Origin of the sequence: Streptomyces sp. Ac-502 (assembly GCF_045222935.1) — a bacterium.
GTDB lineage: Bacteria > Actinomycetota > Actinomycetes > Streptomycetales > Streptomycetaceae > Streptomyces > Streptomyces monomycini.
On record NZ_JBHFFO010000001.1, the window covers coordinates 2,900,660 to 2,922,100 of the forward strand.

The window sequence follows — 21,441 nt, forward strand, 5'->3', positions numbered from 1 at the left end:
CGTTCCGGGGGCGGGCGCCCGCCCCCGGGAGGCGTCACGCGCCGCCGGTGTGCACCTGGAAGGCGGCGCGGCGGACGGCCTTGGCGAGGGCCGGGTCCGGGTGGGCGGCGGCCAGGGCGACCAGTACCTGCACGGTGCGCGGGTGGCCGACGGCCCGTACCTCCTCCAGCAGGCGCGGGACCGAGCCCTGGACGGCCGAGTCGAGGTGCCGGATCAGCAGCTGGCTCTCGCCGTGGTCGGCGACGGCCGCGGCGGTGTCCACCCACAGCCAGGTGGACTCCTCGCGGGTGAGCACGTCCGGCGCGGTCTCCGGGTCACCGCCCTCGTGCTCGACGAGCCAGAGCAGGGCGTACGGGCGCAGCGCGGCCTCGTCGGCGGCGGCGCGTACGGCCGGTTCGGCGGGCGCGCCGACGGCGCGCAGGGCCTCGAAGGCCAGGCCGCGCAGCAGCGCGTCCTCGCCGCGGGCGACGTCGAGGAGTTCCTCGACGGCGCTGCCCGCCGACCGGGCGGCGAGCCAGGCGCGGTATTCGGCGCGCGCCGGGCCCGGGGTCAGCCGGGCGCAGCCGCGCAGCATCGCCTCGGCGGACTGCTCGATGTTGCCCGCCGGGCTCTGGGCGGCGACGCAGATCTGCTCCAGCTTGACCCAGACCGACCAGTTGCCGAGGGGGTGAGCAGGGCTTCGCGTTCGGCGGGCACACCGGTCTTGGCGCCGTCGCGCACGACGAGTGCCCCGACGGCGGCGAGGCCCTCCAGCGACCAGTCCAGGAGCTCCGCGAGTGACACCCCCGCGGTGTCACCCGCCGCTCCGCCGCGCGCCGCTCCCGAGGCCGTGCCCGGGTCCACTCCCGAAGCTGTGCCCGGGTCCGTTCCCGGACCTGCGCCCGAGTCCGGGGCCGCCCCCGGGCCCGGGGGCGCGGCCGTGCCAGGGGCCGGTCCCGCGTCCGGGGCGCGGTCCGGGCCGTACGGCACCTCGCAGCGTTCGGTGCGGAGTTCGGCGACGCGCTGTTCCAGCATGTCCAGCAGGACCGGGACCCGTACCGGGCCGGCCGACAGGTGCAGCAGGGACAGCAGCTGCGGCACGGCCTCGACGACCTCGGCGACGGCGGTCGGCCCGGCGCCGGGGGCGCGGGGCGCGCCAGCGACCAGGCGTCGAAGAGCGCGACCCAGCCGCGCAGCGCGGCGGTGTCGTCGCGCTCCCAGGCGCGCAGCCGCCAGCCCGGGCGGGCCACGCCGCCGTGCAGTTCGACGAGTCCGGCCAGCCGGGCCAGGTCCCAGTCCGTACGGACCTGGCCCGGGGTCAGCCGCAGGTCGTCCGCCGCCTGTTCGACGACGTCCGCCGGGAGGGCACCGTCCGTGCCGGCCCGCAGCCCGGCGCCCGCGCCGTGCTCACCGTCGGCCCAGCGGGCGAGACGTACGGCACCGGCCAGGCCGGCCCGGGCCTGCCGGGCCAGTTCCGCGGGCGGCGGTGTGCCCTGGGGCGGCCGGGGCGCCGGCCGGGCGGCCCGGGTGCTCACCGCTCGGCGGGCGGCGGCAATCGGTTGACGGGGGACGAGTCGGAGCCGGGAGTCGCGCGGAGTACGGGACGTCACAGGGTGCAGTCTTCCCGCTGACGGCCCGAAAGCCCAATCGGAACGGTCGGTACGTTCCGGCGGCCCGACGCACGAGGGGCGCACGGGGCGGCCGGCACGGACCGTACGCGTGGGCCACCAGGGCCTGTACGGGGAGTGGCCGCAGGCCGTACGAAGGGGCGGCCCCGGGGCGCGCGCGGTGTGGCCACCGTCCGTAGCGCCGGGTCACCACGGGCCGCCCGGGTGCCGCGGACCGCGCCGACAGGCCATCACGACACGGGCAAGTCGCCGTCGGAGGCGAGGGGCGCGGGGCGCATTGCCACGGGCCGCGGTGCCAGGGCACGGGTCGCGCCGTGGGAGGCGTGTGAACACGCGAAGGCCCGAGGGCGCGCGGGCTCGGAACGGCCGGAGGACGCGGAAACGGAACCGCATCGAGGCTGCGGGGAAGGCCGCCCCGAGGCGCAGGAACGGACCAGCCGGAGGACGCACGGAAGCGGAACGGCCCGGAGGGCTATGGGGAGGCCGCCCCGAGGCCCCGAGGCGCGCGGAAACGGAACGGCCCGCAGGCTGCGGAAAGGCGGCCCCGGACGAGACGCGGGAACGGACCAACCGGAGGACGCACGGAAACGGCCCACCCCGCCGCTCGGCGACGGTCCGCCCCAGCGAGCGCCCGGAAACGATCCGCCCAGAGAGAGCGCGAGAACGACCGTTCCAGCGGGTGCACGCGAACGACCAGGCCGCAGGCCGCGCAGGAACGGTCGTCCCGAAGGCCGAGGCCGCACAGGGACAACCGCCCCGAAGGCCGCACAGGCCCGACCACACCACACTGGAGGCCACGCAGGATCAACCGGCCGGAGGCCGGACAGGGCTGACCGCCCCAAAGGCCGCACAGCGAGAGCCGACCCCGAGGCCGCACGGAAGCGACCGCCCGAAGGCCGCACGGGCACGACACGGCCACTCCGGGAAGCCGCGCCGCCGGCTCACATGAGGGGGTGAGGAAGCGGCGGAGCGTTTCTTCGTACGTGGCCGGGTCGGCGTTCCACATGGCGGCGTGCGGGGCGTGCGGTACCGGGTGCAGCGTGATCAGGTCGGGGCGGCGGGAGGCCAGTTCGCGGGAGGCCGACCAGGGGGCCAGGGTGTCGTCGGGCCCATGGATCAGCAGGGTCGGCACGGTGAGCAGGTCGGCGGTCCAGGCTTCGGCCAGCCGTCCGGCGTGCAGCCCGGTGCTGCCCTCGGCGGCGCGTACGGCCAGCGGGAGCAGCGGGCGGGGGACGCGGCGGGCGGCGGCCAGGGCGCGGACGGTGGCCTGCCAGTCCAGGACCGGCGAGTCCAGCACGAGGCCGGCGATGCGGTCGCGGACCGCGGAGTTGGCGGCGGCGTGCAGGGCCATGGAGGCGCCGGTGGACCAGCCGTGCAGGACGACGCGTTCGGCGCCGTACTGGACGGCGTAGCGGATCGCGGCGTCCAGGTCGCGCCATTCGGAGTCGCCGAGGTGGCTGATGCCGTCGGCGGTGTGCGGAGCGCCGACGTCGTTGCGGTAGGCGAGGTCCAGGACGGGCAGCCGCTGGTCGCTGAGGAACGGCATGACCACCATGGGGTGCTCCCGGGTGGTGCCCAGGCCGTGCACGGTGATGACCCAGGTCTCCCGGGCGCCCGGCACGAACCAGGCGGGCAGGGCGCCCAGTTCTCCGGGGATGTCGACGTCGGCGGCGTCGAGGCCGAGCGCGTCGCGCGGGTTGCCGATGTGCACCTGGGGTGTCAGGCGCATCCTCGCGCCCGGCTGGAGGGTGCCGTGGGTGACCCGCTCCAGGCGGCGGACGACGGTGTCCGCCGGGTGCGGCACGTCGTCCAGCAGGGGGCCGACGATGGCATGGCCGCCCGCGCCGGTGAGGCCGTAGGTGCCGGGGCGCAGCGAGGCGAGGCTGCGGGTGAGGGTGATCCGCCCGGGGCCGGTGGCATGCACCGTGAGCCGGGGGTCGCCCGGCAGCGGCCGGTCGGGCGCGGGTTTGAGGACCATGTCGCTGGCGTACCGGCCGGCCGCCACCGCGGCCGCGCCGGTACCGATCACCGTGGTGGCGGCTGCTGCCGCGGTACCCAGACGCATCCTCCCCAGTGTGGGCGGGCGTCGCGGCCGCGGCCAGTGGGCGCGCGCGCCCGGGTGACGGCGGGCGGGCCCGCGGGCGGTCGGGCGAGGCCCGGTCGCTGTCGCGTGAGGTACGGGGGCCCGGGTGCCTCAGGCAGGGCCCGGCTGCCATCGGACGAGGCCCGGCGGTCGTCGCCCGTCGCCGTACGCCGTCGCCCGTCGCCCGTCGCCGTACGCAGCGGCCCTGCCCGTCAGCGGCGCTATCCGTCAGCGACCCTGCCCGTAGCCGCGCAGCTGCTCGCCGGCCGCGTCGAGCTGTTCCGGCGTGAGCAGGGTGGGTGTGCGGCCGGGCAGCGAGCCGGCGGCGAGCCAGACGCGGCACATCCACTCCAGCTGGGCGGTGCGGTCGTACGCCTCGTCAAGGGTGTCGCCGTGGACGATGGTGCCGTGGTTCTGGAGGAGGCAGCCGGTGCGGTCGCGCAGGGCGGCGAGCATGTTCCCGGCCAACTCCTCGGTGCCGTAGAGGGCGTACGGCGCGACGCGGACGGGCCCGCCGAGGGCCGCGGTCATGTAGTGCACCGGCGGGAGTTCGGTGACGAGGGTGGAGACGGCGGTGGCGTGGGCCGCGTGCGTGTGTACGACCGCGGTGGCGTCGGTGGCGCGGTAGACGGCCAGGTGCATGGGGAGTTCGCTGGTGGGCCGCAGCGTGCCGCGGGTCTGGCGGCCTTCGAGATCCACCGCGGTGAGGTCACCGGGCCCGAGCCGGTCGTAGCGGACGCCGCTGGGGGTGACCAGCACGAGGTCGCCGACGCGCACGGAGACGTTGCCGGAGGTGCCGACGACCAGGCCGTCGGCGACCGTGCGGCGGGCGGTGGCGACCAGCTCGTCCCAGGCGTGGTCGAGGGCTTCCGGGTCCGTCATGCGTGTGCCTCCGGTGTGCGGTGCGGGCGGGGTCCGGTGGGGGCGCGCGGGCGTGGTGCGCGCGGGGCTGCCGACACCGTACGGGGCTGGTGGGTACCCGTGGGGCGGATCCCGGCCCTCCGGTATCCGCCATGTCGGACCGGCGGTACCTCGGGCGGACTTGACCGGGCGACGACCGTCTTGTGGTGATCTCTCGGTACGCTTCCGGAGCTTTGTCATGCACGTAGCGCCTGTCATGCACGTCGCCATCTGTCATGCACGTAGCCATCGGGGGAATTCCTGGGGGAACCATGGCCCGTGACCGCGATCGCCCGTCCGGTACGCAACAGCCGTCCCACCAGCCGCCCGACGCGCAGCGCCCGCCCGACACACAGCGCCCACCCCACCGTCCCTCCCGCCGCCCGCGCAACCGCCAGCACCGGCTGGCCGCCGGGGCCCTGGCGCTCGGCACGCTCACCGGCGTCCTGTCCACCGCCCTGCCCACGGCCCCCGCCGCCGAGGCCTCCGGCAAGCCCGTCGGGCACGACGTCTCCTCGCGCCAGGGGAGCGTCGACTGGAAGTCCGTACGGGCGAAGGGCGGCCGTTTCGTGTACGTGAAGACCACCGAGTCGACCTGGTACCGCAATCCGCACTTCCCACGGCAGTACCGCGGCGCGCGCAAGGCGGGCCTGCTGCACGGCGCGTACCACTTCGGCGTACCGAACGCGTCCTCCGGCCGCGCGCAGGCCCGGTACTTCCTGCGGCACGGCGGCCACTGGAAGGCGGACGGCTGGACGCTGCCTCCGGCGCTCGACCTGGAGCACAACCCGTACGACCGGGAGCACGCCTGCTACGGGATGAGCGGCACCGCGCTGGTCCGGTGGGTCCGCGGCTTCAGCAACGAGGTGCTGCGGCAGACCGGTCGGCGGCCGGTGATCTACACGACGGCCCGGTGGTGGAACGGCTGCACCGGCGGCAGCCGGGCGTTCGCCGCCACCCCCTGTGGCTGGCCCACTGGCACAGCACCCCGGGCAAGCTGCCCGCCGGCTGGCCGTACCCGAGCATCTGGCAGCACGCCGGAGCCGGCGCGCTGCCCGGCGACCAGAACAAGTGGAACGGCACGGTCACCGGGCTACGGCGCTTCGCACGGGGCTGACACGCCGACCGGGCACCCCGACGCGCCCGACACCGCGACACCCCGACGCGCCCGGCATCCCGCCACGCTCGACCCCGGTACGCCTGCGCCACCCAAAACGCCCGGCCCCGACACGCCCGCCCCCAACACGCCCGCCCCCCGACGCACCCGCCCCCGGTACGCCTGCGCCGCACGAGGCGCCCGTGCTGATACGCATGGGCCCCGGGAGACGGCCTGGACGCCTCCGCACCACCCCTGCGGGGGCGTCACTGTGGCGCCCGCCCCAGTTCACCTTCCGTTCACCCGTCGTCCGTACGGTCCCGAGCGTCACTGCCCAACGAACTGATTGCCTGGGTGAATGGAACACATCACGCTTCTCATCGGGATCGTGATCGTCACGGCCTTGGTGTTCGACTTTACGAACGGCTTCCACGACACGGCCAACGCCATGGCCACCACCATTTCCACCGGGGCACTCAAGCCCAAGATCGCGGTGGCGATGTCGGCGGCCCTCAACCTGGTCGGCGCGTTCCTGTCGGTGGAGGTCGCCAAGACCATCTCCGGCGGGATCATCGACGAGACCGCCGGCATCAGACCAGAAGTGATCTTCGCCGGGCTGGTCGGCGCCATCGTCTGGAACCTGGTCACCTGGCTGGCCGGGCTCCCCTCCAGCTCCTCGCACGCCCTCTTCGGCGGTCTGATCGGCGCGACCCTGGTGGCCGTCGGCCCGAGCGGCGTGCACGGCGGCGCGGTGGTCATGAAGGTCCTCATCCCGGCCGTCGCCGCTCCGATCGTGGCCGGTCTGGCCGCGACGGCCGCGACCCGGCTGACCTACCGGCTGGCCCGCGACCGCGCCGAGGAGGACACCGCCAAGGGCTACCGCGCCGGGCAGATCGCCTCAGCCGCCCTGGTCTCCCTCGCGCACGGCACCAACGACGCCCAGAAGACGATGGGTGTGATCACCCTCGCGCTGATCACCGGCGGTGTGGTCGCCCCGCACGCCGACCCGCCGCTGTGGGTCATCGCCTCGGCCGGTCTGGCCATCGCGCTCGGCACGTACCTGGGCGGCTGGCGGATCATCCGCACGATGGGCAAGGGCATCACCGACATCCAGCCGCCGCAGGGCTTCGCCGCCCAGACCGGCGCCGCGGCCACCATCCTGGCCTCCTCCCACCTCGGCTTCGCGCTCTCCACCACCCAGGTCTGCTCCGGTGCGGTCATGGGCTCCGGCCTGGGCCGCAAGGGCGGCGTGGTGCACTGGTCCACGGCGGGCCGGATGGCCGCCGCCTGGGGTCTGACGCTGCCGGCCGCCGGTCTGGTCGCCGCGGGCGCCGCGCTCCTGGCGGACCAGGGCGACTGGGGCATCGCGACCGTCGCCGTGCTGGCGCTCGCCGTCTGCGGCGCGATCTGGGTGGCCTCCCGGCGCAAGCCGGTGGACCACACCAACGTCAACGAGGGCCCGGCCGCCGAGCCCGCCGGTGTCGTCACCGCCGCCTTGCAGGCCGTCTCCCCGCCTCCCGCGGGCCCGGTCGCGGCGGGCGCGGCCGCCATCCCGGCCCCCGCCGTGGCCGGGGCCCGGATCGCGGACCCGGTCGGTGCCGCCCCGGTGATCGCCGCCCCGGTGGCCGCCCACCCGCACGAGAAGCGCGCCGGGCGCCGTGCCAAGGCCGGCTCGGCCGCCGGCTGACCCGGCCGCACGGCTCCCACGAAGGAACGAGAACGCAATGAGCATCGACTGGGCAGCTCTCGGCCAGGTCTTCGGCGTCACGCTGTTCGTGACGGTCGGGATCGTGGGCCTGTTCACCCTCGGCATCGTCGGCACGTCCCGTAAGCCGCGGCAGGAGGGCGCGCCGGTGACCGCCGGCGGGCCCGCCGGCTCCGGCGGGGCGGCGCGGGCCGGGGCGTACGCCTGCTTCGCGCTGTGCGCCGCGGCCGTGGCGTACGGGATCTACCTGATCGTCGCCGCCTGAGCCGCGGCACGACACGGCACCACCGCGTCCGGTGGCCGCGGCGTCCCCGCCACGGCCACCGGACGTCTGTGTTCTGGGACACAGGCAGCGCCACCACCCCGCACCGCAGGTCAAGCGTGAGTTGACGGGCTTGGCGGAGCGTGGTGGACTGCCGGAGCCAATCGGCGACAGATGAGGAAGTCCGGTGAGAATCCGGCGCGGTCCCGCCACTGTCACCGGGGAGCGCCCCTCCACCAAGGGCCACGGTCCGCGTCCCGCGACGCAGGTTCCCGTACGGACTGGAAGGCCGGGGGAAGCGCCGATCCGGGGAGCCAGGAGACTCTTGTCGCCGTACCCGTCGAGCCAGGGCGCGGACCCTGAGTGAGGACCTACCGCCATGCCCGGCCGCAGTGCGCAATCTGCTGGACGTACCCCCACGCCATCCCTCCGAGGCGCGACGGCGGTCTGATCCGATGCGTGCCGAACACGCCGGCTACGCGTGCGGCGCGGCCCTCGGTTTCCTCGGCGACCTGGTCGTGGGCGACCCCCGGCGCGGCCACCCCGTGGCCGCTTTCGGGCGGGCCGCGGCCGCCGTGGAACACCGTCTGTGGCGCGACCACCGCGGGACCGGCGCCCTGCACACCGCGCTGCTCGCGGGCGGTACCGCCGCCGGTGCCGCGCTGCTCGACCGCGCCGTACGCCGCTCCCCCGCCGCCTTCCCCGCCTCCGTCGCGCTGACCGCCGCCGCCACCTGGGCCGTCCTGGGCGGCACCTCGCTGGGCCGCGAGGCGCGGGCCGTCGGCGGCGCGCTCGCGGCGGGCGACCTGGACGTGGCGCGCGAGCGGCTGCCGCATCTGTGCGGGCGCGACCCGCAGGCCCTGGACGGGCAGCAGATGGCGCGCGCGGTGGTCGAGTCCGTCGCCGAGAACACCTCGGACGCGGTGGTCGGCGCCCTGGTCTGGGGCGCGGTCGCCGGTGTGCCGGGGCTGCTGGCCTTCCGGGCCGTGAACACGCTGGACGCGATGGTGGGGCACAAGTCGCCGCGCCACCGCCGCTTCGGCTGGGCTTCGGCCCGCCTCGACGACGTGGCCGGTTACCCCGGCTCCCGGCTGACCGCCGCGTTGGCGGTGCTGGCCGGGCCGGACCGGCGGGGCGCGCTGCGCGCCTGGCGGCAGGACGGTCCGTCCCACCCGAGCCCCAACGCGGGCCCGGTGGAGGCCGCTTTCGCGGGCGCGCTGGGCGTACGGCTGGGCGGCACCCTGGCGTACGGCGGCCGGGTCGAGCACCGGCCGGTGCTCAACGGCGACGCGGGCCGGCCGGTCGCGGTGCCGGACATCGAGCGGGCCGTGACCCTGTCGCGCCGGGTGAGCGTGCTGGCCCTGGCGGCCACGGTCGCGGGCCGGCTGGCGGCGGGGGCGGTACGACGGTCCCGTACGGCCGGGGCAGTACAGCGATCCCGTACGGCCGGACCGGCGCAGCGATCCCGTGCAGCCGGATCGGTACGACGATCCCGCACCGCCGGGAGGGCCAAGTGAGCAGCGAAGTGCGGACGGCGAGGAGTGCCACGTGAACGGACCGGGTCAAGCGCCGCTCGGCGGCGGGCTGCTGGTGGCGGGCACCACGTCCGACGCGGGCAAGAGTGTGGTGACGGCGGGCATCTGCCGCTGGCTGGCCCGCAAGGGCGTCAAGGTGGCGCCCTTCAAGGCGCAGAACATGTCGCTGAACTCGTTCGTGACGCGCGAGGGCGCGGAGATCGGGCGGGCGCAGGCCATGCAGGCCGCGGCGGCGCGCGTCGAGCCGAGCGCGCTGATGAATCCGGTGCTGCTGAAGCCGGGCAGTGACCGCAGCAGCCAGGTCGTGCTGATGGGCAAGCCGGTGGGCGAGCTGAGCGCGCGCGGCTACCACGCGGGCCGGCAGGAGCAGTTGCTCGGTACGGTCACGGACTGCCTCCAGGAGCTGCGCCGTACACACGACGCGGTGATCTGCGAGGGCGCGGGCAGCCCGGCCGAGATCAACCTGCGGCGTACCGACATCGTGAACATGGGCATCGCGCGCGCCGCCCGTATCCCGGCCGTGGTGGTCGGCGACATCGACCGGGGCGGGGTGTTCGCCTCGTTCTTCGGCACCACGGCGCTGCTGTCCCCGGAGGACCAGGCGCTGGTCGCGGGCTACCTCGTCAACAAGTTCCGCGGCGATGTGACGCTGCTGGAGCCGGGCCTGGACATGCTGAAGGAGCTGACCGGGCGGCCCACCCTCGGGGTGCTGCCGTTCGCGCACGGCCTCGGCATCGACGAGGAGGACGGCCTCCGGGTGTCGCTGCGCGGCGCGGTCCGCGAGAGCGTCGTCGCGCCGCCGCACGGCGCCGACGTGCTGCGGGTCGCGGTGGCCGCCGTACCGCTGATGTCGAACTTCACGGACGTGGACGCGCTCGCCGCCGAACCGGGCGTCGTGGTGCGGTTCGTGGACCGCCCCGAGGAACTGGCCGACGCCGACCTCGTCGTCCTGCCCGGCACCCGCGGCACCGTCCGCGCGCTCCAGTGGCTGCGCGAGCGCGGCATCGCGGACGCGGTGCGGCGGCGGGCCGCGGAAGGGCGCCCGGTGCTCGGCATCTGCGGCGGCTTCCAGATGCTGGGCGAACGGATCGAGGACGAGGTCGAATCGAGGGCCGGGACGGTGGACGGGCTGGGCCTGCTGCCCGTCCGCGTCCGGTTCGCGGCGGACAAGACCCTGGCCCGGCCGTCCGGCGAGGCACTGGGCGAGCCGGTCGAGGGGTACGAGATCCACCATGGCGTGGCGGAGATCGACGGCGGTGAGCCCTTCCTGGCGGGCTGCCGGTCCGGCGCGGTCTGGGGCACCCACTGGCACGGCTCCCTGGAGAGCGACGGCTTCCGGCGGGCGTTCCTGCGCCGGGTGGCCGCCGACGCGGGCCGCGCGTTCGTCCCGGCGCCGGACACCAGCTTCGCCGCGCTGCGCGAGGAACAGCTCGACCGGCTCGGCGATCTCATCGAGGAGCACGCGGACACGGAGGCGCTGCTGCGGCTCATCGAGGACGGCGTACCGGCGGGACTGCCGTTCGTACCACCGGGGGCGCCGCCGATACCGCCGCCACCCCGCACCCCGGCCGCACCCGGCGCGGCCTCTGCCGCGCCCGCACATCGCACGTCCCTCGAAGGGGTACTCCTTAATGGCATCGGTCCCTTACCCGTTCACCGCGGTCGTCGGCATGTCCGACATGCGGCTGAGCCTGCTGCTCAACGCCATCTCGCCGGCCATCGGCGGGGTGCTCGTCCGCGGCGAGAAGGGCACCGCGAAGTCGACGATCGTACGGGGCCTGACGGCGCTGATGCCGGACGTCCCGGTCGTCACCGGCTGCCGCTTCTCCTGCGACCCGGCCGCGCCGGACCCGGCCTGCCCGGACGGCCCGCACGAGGCGGCCGGCGCCGAGGACCGCCCGGCCCGTATGGTCGAACTCCCCGTCGGCGCCTCCGAGGACCGTCTCGTCGGCGCACTGGACATCGAGCGGGCCCTGTCGGAGGGCGTGAAGGCGTTCGAGCCGGGCCTGCTGGCGGACGCGCACCGCGGCATCCTGTACGTCGACGAGGTCAACCTCCTCCACGACCACCTCGTGGACCTGCTGCTGGACGCCGCCGCCATGGGCGCCTCGTACGTGGAGCGCGAGGGCGTCTCCGTACGGCACGCCGCGCGCTTCCTGCTCGTCGGCACCATGAACCCCGAAGAGGGCGAGCTGCGGCCGCAGTTGCTGGACCGCTTCGGGCTGACCGTGGAGGTCGCCGCGTCCCGCGAGCCGGACCAGCGGGTGGAGGTCGTACGGCGCCGCCTGGCCTACGACGCGGATGCGGAGGGCTTCGCCGCGCGCTGGGCCGTCGAGGAGGGCGAGCTGCGGGAGCGGATCGCCGCCGCGCGGGCGCTGCTGCCGGACGTGGTCCTCGGGGACGCGGTGCTGCGGCAGATCGCCGCGGTGTGCGCGGCGTTCGAGGTGGACGGCATGCGCGCCGACATCGTGATGGCACGTACCGCCTGCGCGCTGTCCGCCTGGGCGGGCCGTACGGACGTCCGCGAGGAGGACGTACGGCAGGCCGCCCTGCTGGCGCTCCCCCACCGGCGCCGCCGCAACCCGTTCGACGCCCCCGGCCTGGACGAGGACAAGCTCGACCAGACGCTGGAGGAGTTCGCCGCCGACGAGGACGACGACCCGGAACCCGACCCGGACGGCGGCCCCGACGGCGGCCCCGACGGGCCCGGCGGCGGACAGCCGCCGCAGGACGGTGACGGCGGCACGGACGGCCCGCAGGGCGAGGACGCCCAGGCCCCGCACGACCAGCCGCAGGCGCACGACCAGCCGCAACTGCCCGAGCAGCAGCAGGCCCCGGAGGCGGACCCGGCTCCGGCCGACCCGAAGGCACAGTCCGAGGGCGACAGGGACAACACCCCGGGCGAGGTCGGCGAGACGGCCGCCGTCGGCGCGGGCGAGCCCTTCCGTACCCGGCGACTCGACGTCCCGGGGCTCGGCGAGGGCGCGGACGGCCGCCGCTCCCGCGCCCGTACGGCGCACGGCCGGACCACCGGCGCGCGGCGCCCGCAGGGCACCCTGACCAAGCTGCACCTGGCCGCGACCGTGCAGGCCGCCGCGCCGCACCAGGTGGCGCGCGGCCGCCGCGGCCCGGGTCTGGTCGTGCGCCGGGACGATCTGCGCGAGGCGGTGCGCGAGGGCCGGGAGGGCAACCTCGTGCTCTTCGTCGTGGACGCGTCCGGCTCGATGGCGGCGCGCAAGCGGATGAGCGCGGTCAAGGGCGCCGTGCTCTCGCTGCTGCTCGACGCCTACCAGCGGCGCGACAAGATCGGCATGATCACTTTCCGCGGTGCGGACGCCGAACTGGCGCTGCCGCCCACCTCGTCGGTGGAGGCGGGCGCGGCCCGGCTGGAGTCGCTGCCCACCGGCGGCCGGACACCGCTGTCCGCGGGCCTGCTCAAGGCCCACGAGGTGCTGCGGGTGGAACGGCTGCGGGACGCCTCGCGGCGGCCGCTGCTGGTCGTCGTCACCGACGGGCGGGCCACCGGCGGCCCCGAGCCGCTGGTGCGCACCTCGCGCGCCGCACGGCTGCTCGGCGCCGAGGGCGTCGCCTCGGTGGTCGTCGACTGCGAGGCCGGGCCGGTACGGCTCGGACTGGCGGGCGAACTGGCCCGCGACCTCCAGGGCACCGCCGTCACCCTCGACGAACTGCGCGCGGACAGTGTCTCCGCGCTCGTCCGCGACGTCCGCGGACAGGGCAACCACCACACCACTCGGAAGGCCGCCTGATGCCTCAGGGACAGCCGTCCGTCGTCCCGGACGACGGACTCACCACCCGCCAGCGCCGCAACCGCCCGCTGGTCCTCGTCCACACCGGCCCCGGCAAGGGCAAGTCCACCGCCGCCTTCGGGCTGGCGCTGCGGGCCTGGAACCAGGGCTGGCCGGTCGGGGTGTTCCAGTTCGTGAAGTCGGCGAAGTGGAAGGTGGGCGAGGAGCGCGCGCTGCGGGTGCTCGGCGAGACCGGCGAGGGCGGCACGGTCGCCTGGCACAAGATGGGCGAGGGCTGGTCGTGGGTCCAGCGCGACTCCCAGTTCAGCAACGAGGAGGCGGCCCGCGAGGGCTGGGAGCAGGTCAAGCGCGACCTGGCCGCCGAGACGTACAAGCTGTACGTGCTCGACGAGTTCGCCTACCCGATGCACTGGGGCTGGGTGGACCCCGCCGAGGTCGTCTCCGTCCTGCGCGACCGGCCGGGCCACCAGCACGTCGTGATCACCGGGCGCAACGCGCCGCAGGAGCTGTGCGACTTCGCGGACCTGGTGACCGAGATGACCAAGGTCAAGCACCCGATGGACGCGGGCCAGAAGGGCCAGCGGGGCATCGAGTGGTGACGGCGCGGCCGGACACCTCAGCGACGCCGACGGCAGGACCAGGAGCAGTCAGACCGTGAGTACGATCCCCCGGCTCGTCATCGCCGCGCCCGCCTCGGGCAGCGGCAAGACGACCGTCGCCACCGGCCTGATGGCGGCCTTCACCGAGGCCGGGCTCACGGTCTCCGCGCACAAGGTCGGGCCGGACTACATCGACCCGGGCTACCACGCCCTGGCGACGGGCCGGCCGGGCCGCAACCTGGACGCGTACCTGTGCGGCCCCGACCAGGTGCCGCCGCTGTTCCTGCACGGGTCGGCCGGCGCCGACCTGGCGGTGATCGAGGGCGTGATGGGGCTGTACGACGGCGCCTCCGGCCTCGGCGAACTGGCCTCCACCGCGCAGGTCGCCAAGCTGCTGCGGGCCCCGGTGGTGCTGGTCGTGGACGCCTCGGCGCAGTCCCGTTCGGTGGCGGCGCTGGTGCACGGCTTCGCGTCCTGGGACCCCGGGGTGCGGCTGGCCGGGGTGATCCTGAACAAGGTCGGCTCGGACCGGCACGAGGAGCTGCTGCGCGCGGCCCTGGACGAGGTGGGCGTACCGGTCCTCGGTGCGCTCCGCCGGGCGCCGCAGGTGCGGACGCCGTCGCGGCACCTGGGCCTGATCCCGGTCGCCGAACGGCAGGCCGACGCGCTGGAGTCCGTACGGGCGCAGGCCGCCCAGGTACGGGAGGGCTGCGACCTCAAGGCGCTGCTGGCGCTGGCGCACAGCGCGCCGGAACTGACCGGCACGGCCTGGGACCCGGCGCTCGCCGTCGCGCAGAGCACGCGGGGCGCGGCCGCGGTCCCAGGCCGGCCAGTGGTGGCCGTCGCGGGCGGCGCCGCGTTCACGTTCTCGTACGCCGAGCACGCCGAACTGCTGGCGGCCGCCGGTGCCGAGGTGGCCGTCTTCGACCCGCTGCGCGACGAGCGGCTGCCCGCCGGGACGCAGGCCCTGGTGATCGGCGGCGGCTTCCCCGAGATGTACGCGGCCGAGCTGTCGGCCAATGAGCCGCTGCGCCGGGCCGTCGTGGATCTGGCGGCCTCGGGCGCGCCGGTCGTCGCCGAGTGCGCGGGGCTGCTGTACCTGTCCCGGACCCTCGACGGCAAGCCGATGTGCGGGGTGCTGCCCGCCGACGCGCGGATGTCGGAACGGCTCACGCTGGGCTACCGGGAGGCGGTGGCGCTGACCGACAACGCCCTGGCCGTGGCCGGTACGCGGGTGCGCGGCCACGAGTTCCACCGTACGGTGCTGGAACCGGGCGCGGGCGCGTCCCCCGCCTGGGGCATGACCCATCCCGCGCGCCGGGTGGAGGGCCACGTACAGGACGGGGTGCACGCCTCGTACCTGCACGTCCACTGGGCGGCCGAGCCGTCGCTGGCCCACCGCCTGGCCGCCCGTGCCGCCGACCGCCCGCCGCTGGAGGCCCGCTGTGGCTGACGCCGTACTGGACCATCTGGTCCTCGCCACGCCCGACCTGGAGGGCACCGCCGCCGAGGTCGCCGCGCTGACCGGTGTCCGGCCGGTGCCGGGCGGCGGCCACCCGGGCCGGGGCACCCGCAACGCCCTGCTGGGCCTGGGCGACGGCGCCTACCTGGAGATCATCGGACCGGACCCGGCGCAGCCCGCGCCCGAGGCGCCGCGCTGGTTCGGCATCGACGCGCTGCGCGGCCCGCGGCTGGCCCACTGGGCGGTCCGGGTGCGGGGGATCGCCCGGCATGTGGCACAGGCCCGCGCGCTGGGGTACGACCCGGGCGAGCCGGTGGTGATGTCCCGCCGCACACCGGACGGCGGCACCCTCTCCTGGACGCTGACGCCGCCGCGTACCGGCGGCGGCCTGGTCCCGTTCCTGCTCGACTGGGGCGACACGCCGCACCCGGCGGCCACGCAGGGCCTGCCGGTCGTACCGCTGCGCTCGCTCTCCGGCACGCACCCCGACCCGTCGACGATCCGCGCCGAACTGGCCGCCCTCGGTGCCACGCTCAGCGTCGGCGCAGGCGACGAACCGGGCCTGTCGGCCGTACTGGAGGGCCGCAACGGACCGGTCTCGGTCGGCCTGGGAGCCGGCGCGCCGTGACGTTCCTCCCCGGTGGCGCGCACTCCCGGCGCACCGGATCAGCCCGCCAGGCCGACCACCAGCCAGATGAAGCCGACGCCCGCCACCGTGCACAGCAGGGTGGACAGCGCGGGATGGTCGTGGTGCGCCTCCGGGAGGATGTCGGAGGTCGCCAGGTAGAGCAGGACGCCGCCGAAGAAGCCCAGGTAAATCCCGAGCCATTGCTCCGGAAGGGTGAACAGCAGCGTCGAGGCGGCACCGGCCAGCGGGGCCACCGCGTCCGCGCCGAGCATGGTCAGCGCCCGGTTGCGGGCGTTCCCGTACAGACTGGTGATGGTGTACGTGTTGAAGCCGTCCGCGAAATCGTGGGCGATGACGGCGATCGCCACGGCCACCGCCATCTCCCGCCCCACCTGATACGCCAGGCCGATCGCGAAGCCGTCCATGAAGCTGTGCACCACCATGGCGGCCGCGGCCGTCAGGCCGACCTGCGGCACCCGTTCCTCCGGGTCCATGCCGTGCGCCGCCTTGCGGACCGCCAGCAGCCGTTCCACCGCGTGCGCGGCGAGGAAACCCAGGACGAAGCAGAGCAGCGCGGCCGGCACTCCGTGGATCTCCTCGCCCGCCGCCTCCAGCGCCTCGGGCAGCAGGTCGAGGCCGACCACGCCCAGCATCAGGCCGCCCGCCAGCCCCAGGACCAGATGGCGGCGGTCGGTGACCCGGTGGGCGACCCAGCCGCCGACCAGGGTCATCAGGAACGCGCCCAGCGCGATGACCACCGGCACGGTCTCACCCCTTCCCCGGGGTTCCGGCACCCCTCACTCCTGCTTACTGACCGGCCGGGCATCCCGCATGTCCGGAGCGCGGACATCCAGGGCCCGGCTGCCCGGGTCCCGGACGTACGGAACCCGGCTGTCCGCGGGGCGGGACGGGCGCGATGAGCGCGGCACCGGTCCTCGTCGTCGGCGTCGGCGCCCGCCGGGGCGTCCGGGCCACCGAGGTACTGGCACTCGTCAAGGACACTCTCGCGGCCGTGGGCATGACACCCGGAGCGATCACCGCGCTCGCGACCGTGGACACCAAGGCGGCGGAGCCGGGGCTGGCCGAGGCGGCCGAGCGGCTCGGCGTGCCACTGCTGGCGTACCCGGCCGCGGTACTGGCCGCCGTACCCGTACCGCATCCGTCCGCCGCGGCGCTGGCCGCCACCGGCACGCCGAGCGTCGCGGAGGCCGCCGCACTGGCGGGCGCGGACGCCCTCGCCACGAGTGCCCCCGGCACGGACCCCGCAGCGGTCTCCGACGCCCGCACGGCCCGGCTCCTCGTCGGCAAACGCACGTCGCGGCCCGGGGCCCGGGCCACCTGCGCCGTGGCACACGGACGCACACCTCACCACCTCTGCACCAAGGAGACGTCGTGACCACCCCGCCGTCCGCCGCCCCCGGCGGCATACCCGGCCCGCCCTCGTACGAACCGGACCTGCGCCACCACGGGGACGCGGAAGTGCGCGGCGCCGACGCCGGGCTGACCGATCTCGCGGTCAACGTACGCGCCGATACGCCGCCGGCCTGGCTCAAGGCACGCATCGCGGCCTCGCTGGACGGGCTCGCCGCGTACCCGGACGGCGTTCCGGCGCGCCGGGCGGTGGCGGCGCGGCACGGCCTCCCGCCGGAGCGGGTGCTGCTGACGGCGGGCGCGGCGGAGGCGTTCGTCCTGATCGCCCGCGCCGTACGGGCACGGCGGCCGCTCGTCGTGCACCCGCAGTTCACCGAGCCGGAGTCGGCGCTGCGCGACGCCGGGCACCCGGTCGAACGGCTGCTGCTCACCGAGCGGAACGGCTTCCGGCTGGCCGCGGACGCGGTCCCCGACGAGGCCGACCTCGTCATCGTCGGCAACCCGACCAACCCCACCTCCGTCCTGCACCCCGCCGAGGAGATCGCCCGGCTGGCGCGGCCCGGCCGCACCCTGGTCGTGGATGAGGCGTTCATGGACGCGGTGCCCGGCGAGCGCGCGTCGCTGGCGTCGCGTACGGACGTACCCGGACTCGTCGTCCTGCGCAGCCTGACCAAGACCTGGGGCCTGGCGGGCCTGCGGATCGGATACGTCCTGGCCGCCCCCGAGATCATCGCGGACCTGGAGCGGGCCCAGCCCCTGTGGCCGGTCTCGGCACCGGCCCTCGCCGCGGCCGAGGCGTGCTGCGAACCGGCGGCGCTGGCGGAGGCGGCGGACGCGGCCCGGCAGATCGTGGCGGACCGGGACCACCTGCTGGCCCGGCTGGCACAGGTACGCGGGCCCGACGGCCGGCGGGTGCACACCATGGCACCGGCCGAGGGCCCGTTCGTCCTGGTCCGGCTGCCGGACGCGGCGGCCGTCCGCACCCGGCTGCGGACCCTCGGCTTCGCGGTACGGCGCGGCGACACGTTTCCGGGGCTGGGCCCGGAGTGGCTGCGGCTGGCGGTACGGGACCGGGCGACGACCGACCGCTTCACGGAGGCACTCGAAAAGGCCCTGACCGGCTGACCTCCCCCGGTTCCCTCAGCGCATCAGCGCCCCGCCATTGACGTCGTACGTGGCACCGGTGACGAACGTTTCCTCCGACGCCAGGAAGACGGCGACGCGGGCCACCTCCTCCGGAGTGGCGATCCGCCCGAGCGGCACCCGCGCGGTCAGCCCGGCCAGCGCCTCGGGCGACACGGAGCGGACCATCGGCGTGTCGATCATCGCGGGTGCGACGGTGTTGACGGTGATGCCGTCGCCGGCCAGTTCGGCGGCGAAGACCCGGCTCAGCGCGATCAGTCCGGCCTTGGAGGTCCCGTACGCGGCGCCGGTGGGCCGGGGCGTCTGCCCGGCGATCGAGGCCATGTTCACGATGCGCCCGTAGCCGCGTTCGCGCATGTCTTTGGCGACGGCCCTGGTGAGGAAGAAGACGGCGCGCAGGTTGACCGCGAAGACCTCGTCCCACTCCTCCGGGGTGATCTCCCACAGGGAGGCGGCCGGCGGCCGGGCCGCGTTGTTGACCAGGACGTCCACAGGCCGCCAGGCGCGGACCGTACGGCAGGCCTCCTCGGCGGCGGCGAGGTCGCGCAGATCGGCGTGGACGGTACGGATGCGCTCCCCGCCCGGGTCGAGGTCCGCGGCCATGGCCCGGTTGGCCACCTCGTCGCGGTCCAGGGCCGCCACGTACGCGCCTTCGGCGTGGAAGGCGCGGACGAGGGCGGCGCCGAGACCCTGGGCGCTGCCGGTGATCAGTACAGTACGGTCGGCGAGGCCGGTGTCGAGCACGGAGTGCTCCTTCCTGAGAACGGACGGCCGGAACGGAACGGTCACTCGGTGCCGAAGAACAGCGGACGCCCGGCCCGCGCCTCGATCCGCAGATAGCGCCACAGGCGGACGCCCCCGGCGCCCACCTCGGTGTCGCGCACGATGCCGCAGATCCGGGACACGGTGTCCAGGTCGGGCACATCGGCGAGGATGTACGAGGTCCAGGGCCAGGCGGCGGACGCGCCGACCATGAGCTGGTCGTCGTCGAGGGTGCCGAGGACACGGACGCCGAAGCGCTCGGCGAGCCGGGCGAAGGCGGGCGGGATGGCGGCGGCCACCGCGGCCCGCTCCTCGTCACCGGCGTTGAAGAACTCCTGGGTGACACCGATGCAGAAGAGGGTGCGCAGCGGGGATTCGGACGGGTTCGGTGCGGCGGTGGCGGACATGGCGGGACCTCGTCTCGGACGGCGGCGGAAAGGGCACGCGACGCAAGGAAGTGCGTGGCGGCTTGCCTCGGACCAACAGTTAGAAGACCATCGAAGCGTCGATGATCCGGACCGTATCACTCACTTAGAAGGCTCTCTAAACATGGCTCCCACGGAGACCGCCCTCAGCACGCCCCCCACGGCCTCTCCCCCGGCCGACGCCGACCAGCCGGACACCGGCGCCATCCGCCTCGGCCCGCTCCTCCAGGCGTTCGGGGACCCGCTGCGGCAGCACATCGTGCGGCGGCTCGCGGCGGACGGCGAGGCGGGCTGCGGCGACATCGAACTGCCGGTGACCCGGGCCACCGGCTCGTACCACTTCCGCGTCCTGCGGCAGGCGGGCTGGACCCACACCCGCCGGATCGGCCGGGAGCGCTACATCTCGCTGCGCCGGGACGACCTGGAGGCACGGTTCCCCGGACTGCTGGCGGCCCTGCTCAAGGCGGCGGAGGCGGAAGCCGCCACAAACACCTGACCCCACGACGAGGCCCGGCCCCCGCCCCCGTCCACCATCCGGAACCCGTTGCCCCGTACACGCGGCCCGGCGCTAAGGTGCCGCCGTGCCCACCGAACAGCTCAGCCAGCACCCCGCCCCCACCGGTGACCTGCCCGCCTCCGACCGGGCGGCGCGGCGTGCCGTCACCGTCTTCCCTCTCCTGGTCATCGCGGCGGGCGCCGTCGGGCTGCTGTGGCCCGCACCGTTCACCGGCTGGGCACCCGCCGTCCCGTGGCTGCTCGGCGTGGTGATGTTCTCCATGGGTCTGACGCTGACACCGCCGGACTTCGCCGCGGTCGCCAAACGGCCCTGGGCGGTGGGCCTCGGCCTGGTCGCCCACTACGTGATCATGCCCGGCCTGGGCTGGCTGATCGCCACCGCCCTCCACCTGCCCCCGCAGCTCGCGGCCGGCGTCATCCTCGTCGGCTGCGCACCCAGCGGCACCGCCTCCAACGTCGTTACCTACCTGGCCCGCGGCGACGTCGCCCTCTCCGTCTCGGTCGCCACCGTCTCCACCGTCCTCGCCCCCTGATCACCCCGCCGCTGACCCTCCTCCTCGCCGGCCAGTTCCTCGACGTGGACGCCGGGGTGATGGTGACCGACATCCTCAAGACGGTGCTGCTGCCGGTACTCGGCGGACTGCTCGTCCGGCTCGTAGCGGGCCGCTGGGTCGACCGCGCGCTGCGCGCGCTGCCGTGGCTGTCCGCCGTGACGATCGCGGCCATCGTGCTGGTCGTGGTCTCCGGCAGCGCCGCACGCATCAAGGACGCGGCGGCACTGGTCGTCCTCGCGGTCGTCCTCCACAACGGCCTGGGCCTGGCCCTCGGTTACGGGGCAGGCCGCCTGGCCCGCCTGGGCAAACCGGCCCGCCGGGCGATGGCCTTCGAGGTCGGCATGCAGAACTCCGGCCTCGCGGCCTCCCTGGCCACCGCCCACTTCAGCCCGGCGGCGGCACTCCCGGCGGCCGTCTTCTCCGTATGGCACAACATCTCGGGCGCACTGGTGGCCGCCTGGATGGCCCGAAGCGCCCGCCGCGAACACTGACGCCGCTACCCCGCACCAGGCCACGGGACCGGCCCTCCAGACTTCGTCCTACGGTCCGACCCCTCCGGTCGTACGGCGACGGACGGCCGGTGGGGGCAGGCGTCCCCCACCCTCGTACGTGACAGCCGACCGCGTACGGGAGGGTGCGGGACCGTAGGACGAAGTCCGTAGGGCCCGGGCCCGCGCCACGGTCGGGCGGCCCGCGGTACGGCGGAGTTTCGGCACCCGACGGCGGGCTGGAGTCCGTAGCCGACTGGCTGCCTGTGCCGGGCGGCGCTCTCCTCGGTCCGGGCACGGGACCGGCCCTACAGACTTCGTCCTACGGTCCGGCCCCTCCGGTCGTACGGCGACGGACGGCCGGTGGGGGGCAGACGTCCCCCCACCCACGCCGCGAAAGCCGAACACGTACGGGAGGGTGCGGGACCGGAGGACGAAGTCCGTAGGGCCCGGGCCCGCCCCACGGTCGAGCTGCCCGCAGTACGGCGGAGTTTCGGCGCCCGACGGCGGGTCGCGCTCTATGGCCGACTGGCTGGTA

General features: G+C 75.4%; 14 protein-coding genes, 5 pseudogenes and 1 riboswitch. Of the genes and pseudogenes, 13 read left to right on the forward strand and 6 right to left on the reverse strand.

Annotation, left to right across the window (positions count from 1 at the left end):
- Nucleotides 1–34: 34 nt before the first annotated feature.
- The 3 genes and pseudogenes from ACEXOX_RS13105 to ACEXOX_RS13115 all read right to left on the reverse strand — a co-directional run bounded on the left by ACEXOX_RS13105 (nt 35) and on the right by ACEXOX_RS13115 (nt 4,572).
- Nucleotides 35–1,589, reverse strand: a pseudogene (locus tag ACEXOX_RS13105) (hypothetical protein).
- 967 nt (nt 1,590–2,556) lie between these two features.
- Nucleotides 2,557–3,672 (reverse strand): annotated as a pseudogene (locus ACEXOX_RS13110) (alpha/beta hydrolase); the annotation flags it as partial.
- 246 nt (nt 3,673–3,918) lie between these two features.
- Entirely contained in the window at nt 3,919–4,572 is a 654-nt protein-coding gene (locus ACEXOX_RS13115) for a class II aldolase/adducin family protein (protein ID WP_030021341.1), read from the reverse strand.
- A gap of 290 nt (nt 4,573–4,862) precedes the next feature.
- Here ACEXOX_RS13115 and ACEXOX_RS13120 point away from each other — a divergent pair.
- From ACEXOX_RS13120 to ACEXOX_RS13160, 9 genes and pseudogenes are all read left to right on the forward strand, one after another.
- Nucleotides 4,863–5,707 (forward strand): annotated as a pseudogene (locus ACEXOX_RS13120) (lysozyme).
- A 337-nt stretch (nt 5,708–6,044) separates the two neighbouring features.
- Nucleotides 6,045–7,373: an anion permease gene (locus ACEXOX_RS13125; protein ID WP_406520684.1), complete on the forward strand. Its 1,329-nt coding sequence runs from the start codon at nt 6,045–6,047 to the stop codon at nt 7,371–7,373.
- Between the two features lie 37 nt (nt 7,374–7,410).
- The gene (locus tag ACEXOX_RS13130; RefSeq protein WP_406520686.1) at nt 7,411–7,656 is read left to right on the forward strand and encodes a hypothetical protein; all 246 of its coding nucleotides are present in this window, start codon (nt 7,411–7,413) and stop codon (nt 7,654–7,656) included.
- Nucleotides 7,657–7,827: 171 nt separating this feature from the next.
- Nucleotides 7,828–7,978, forward strand: a riboswitch (cobalamin riboswitch).
- Nucleotides 7,979–8,108: 130 nt separating this feature from the next.
- Complete coding sequence (locus tag ACEXOX_RS13135; RefSeq protein WP_406520688.1) at nt 8,109–9,170, forward strand: cobalamin biosynthesis protein; 1,062 nt, start codon at nt 8,109–8,111, stop codon at nt 9,168–9,170.
- A gap of 31 nt (nt 9,171–9,201) precedes the next feature.
- Nucleotides 9,202–10,728, forward strand: a pseudogene (locus tag ACEXOX_RS13140) (cobyric acid synthase); the annotation flags it as partial.
- Between the two features lie 91 nt (nt 10,729–10,819).
- Nucleotides 10,820–12,955 (forward strand): putative cobaltochelatase, encoded by a 2,136-nt coding sequence (locus tag ACEXOX_RS13145; RefSeq protein WP_406520689.1) that lies wholly within the window; start codon nt 10,820–10,822, stop codon nt 12,953–12,955.
- The gene (cobO, locus tag ACEXOX_RS13150) at nt 12,955–13,554 is read left to right on the forward strand and encodes a cob(I)yrinic acid a,c-diamide adenosyltransferase (protein WP_361142324.1); all 600 of its coding nucleotides are present in this window, start codon (nt 12,955–12,957) and stop codon (nt 13,552–13,554) included. The genes ACEXOX_RS13145 and cobO overlap by 1 nt, the downstream gene beginning before the upstream one ends.
- A 55-nt stretch (nt 13,555–13,609) precedes the next feature.
- Nucleotides 13,610–15,007: a cobyrinate a,c-diamide synthase gene (locus ACEXOX_RS13155; protein WP_406520691.1), complete on the forward strand. Its 1,398-nt coding sequence runs from the start codon at nt 13,610–13,612 to the stop codon at nt 15,005–15,007.
- Nucleotides 15,000–15,644, forward strand: coding sequence for a VOC family protein (locus tag ACEXOX_RS13160; RefSeq protein ID WP_406520693.1), 645 nt, complete (start codon nt 15,000–15,002; stop codon nt 15,642–15,644). Before ACEXOX_RS13155 ends, ACEXOX_RS13160 begins: the two co-directional genes overlap by 8 nt.
- Nucleotides 15,645–15,682: 38 nt before the next feature.
- On the opposite strand, the gene ACEXOX_RS13165 is transcribed toward ACEXOX_RS13160, so the two are convergent.
- The gene (locus tag ACEXOX_RS13165; protein WP_030021331.1) at nt 15,683–16,408 is read right to left on the reverse strand and encodes a ZIP family metal transporter; all 726 of its coding nucleotides are present in this window, start codon (nt 16,406–16,408) and stop codon (nt 15,683–15,685) included.
- Nucleotides 16,409–16,560: 152 nt separating this feature from the next.
- On the opposite strand from ACEXOX_RS13165, the gene ACEXOX_RS13170 reads away from it, so the two are divergent.
- Nucleotides 16,561–17,040, forward strand: a complete 480-nt coding sequence (locus tag ACEXOX_RS13170) for a cobalamin biosynthesis protein (protein ID WP_406520694.1) — start codon at nt 16,561–16,563, stop codon at nt 17,038–17,040.
- Nucleotides 17,037–18,140, forward strand: coding sequence for an Rv2231c family pyridoxal phosphate-dependent protein CobC (gene cobC, locus ACEXOX_RS13175; protein WP_406520696.1), 1,104 nt, complete (start codon nt 17,037–17,039; stop codon nt 18,138–18,140). The genes ACEXOX_RS13170 and cobC overlap by 4 nt, the downstream gene beginning before the upstream one ends.
- 15 nt (nt 18,141–18,155) lie before the next feature.
- Here cobC and ACEXOX_RS13180 read toward each other — a convergent pair whose 3' ends face one another.
- Together ACEXOX_RS13180 and ACEXOX_RS13185 are read right to left on the reverse strand one after the other, a co-directional pair.
- The gene (locus ACEXOX_RS13180) at nt 18,156–18,902 is read right to left on the reverse strand and encodes an SDR family NAD(P)-dependent oxidoreductase (RefSeq protein WP_406520698.1); all 747 of its coding nucleotides are present in this window, start codon (nt 18,900–18,902) and stop codon (nt 18,156–18,158) included.
- A 41-nt stretch (nt 18,903–18,943) separates the two neighbouring features.
- A complete protein-coding gene (locus ACEXOX_RS13185; protein ID WP_406520699.1) occupies nt 18,944–19,327 on the reverse strand; it encodes a hypothetical protein in 384 nt (127 codons plus the stop codon).
- Nucleotides 19,328–19,469: 142 nt separating this feature from the next.
- On the opposite strand from ACEXOX_RS13185, the gene ACEXOX_RS13190 reads away from it, so the two are divergent.
- Both ACEXOX_RS13190 and ACEXOX_RS13195 read left to right on the forward strand, forming a co-directional pair.
- Entirely contained in the window at nt 19,470–19,841 is a 372-nt protein-coding gene (locus tag ACEXOX_RS13190) for an ArsR/SmtB family transcription factor (RefSeq protein ID WP_406520700.1), read from the forward strand.
- Nucleotides 19,842–19,926: 85 nt separating this feature from the next.
- Nucleotides 19,927–20,906, forward strand: a pseudogene (locus ACEXOX_RS13195) (bile acid:sodium symporter family protein).
- Nucleotides 20,907–21,441: the final 535 nt, after the last annotated feature.

Coding starts and splice junctions, on each gene's coding strand:
- ACEXOX_RS13145 (WP_406520689.1), top strand. CDS start 10,820: ATGGCATCGGTCCCTTACCCGTTCACCGCGGTCGTCGGCATGTCCGAC.
- ACEXOX_RS13115 (WP_030021341.1), bottom strand. CDS start 4,572: ATGACGGACCCGGAAGCCCTCGACCACGCCTGGGACGAGCTGGTCGCC.
- ACEXOX_RS13135 (WP_406520688.1), top strand. CDS start 8,109: ATGCGTGCCGAACACGCCGGCTACGCGTGCGGCGCGGCCCTCGGTTTC.
- ACEXOX_RS13130 (WP_406520686.1), top strand. CDS start 7,411: ATGAGCATCGACTGGGCAGCTCTCGGCCAGGTCTTCGGCGTCACGCTG.
- ACEXOX_RS13125 (WP_406520684.1), top strand. CDS start 6,045: ATGGAACACATCACGCTTCTCATCGGGATCGTGATCGTCACGGCCTTG.
- ACEXOX_RS13185 (WP_406520699.1), bottom strand. CDS start 19,327: ATGTCCGCCACCGCCGCACCGAACCCGTCCGAATCCCCGCTGCGCACC.
- cobO (WP_361142324.1), top strand. CDS start 12,955: ATGCCTCAGGGACAGCCGTCCGTCGTCCCGGACGACGGACTCACCACC.
- ACEXOX_RS13190 (WP_406520700.1), top strand. CDS start 19,470: ATGGCTCCCACGGAGACCGCCCTCAGCACGCCCCCCACGGCCTCTCCC.
- ACEXOX_RS13170 (WP_406520694.1), top strand. CDS start 16,561: ATGAGCGCGGCACCGGTCCTCGTCGTCGGCGTCGGCGCCCGCCGGGGC.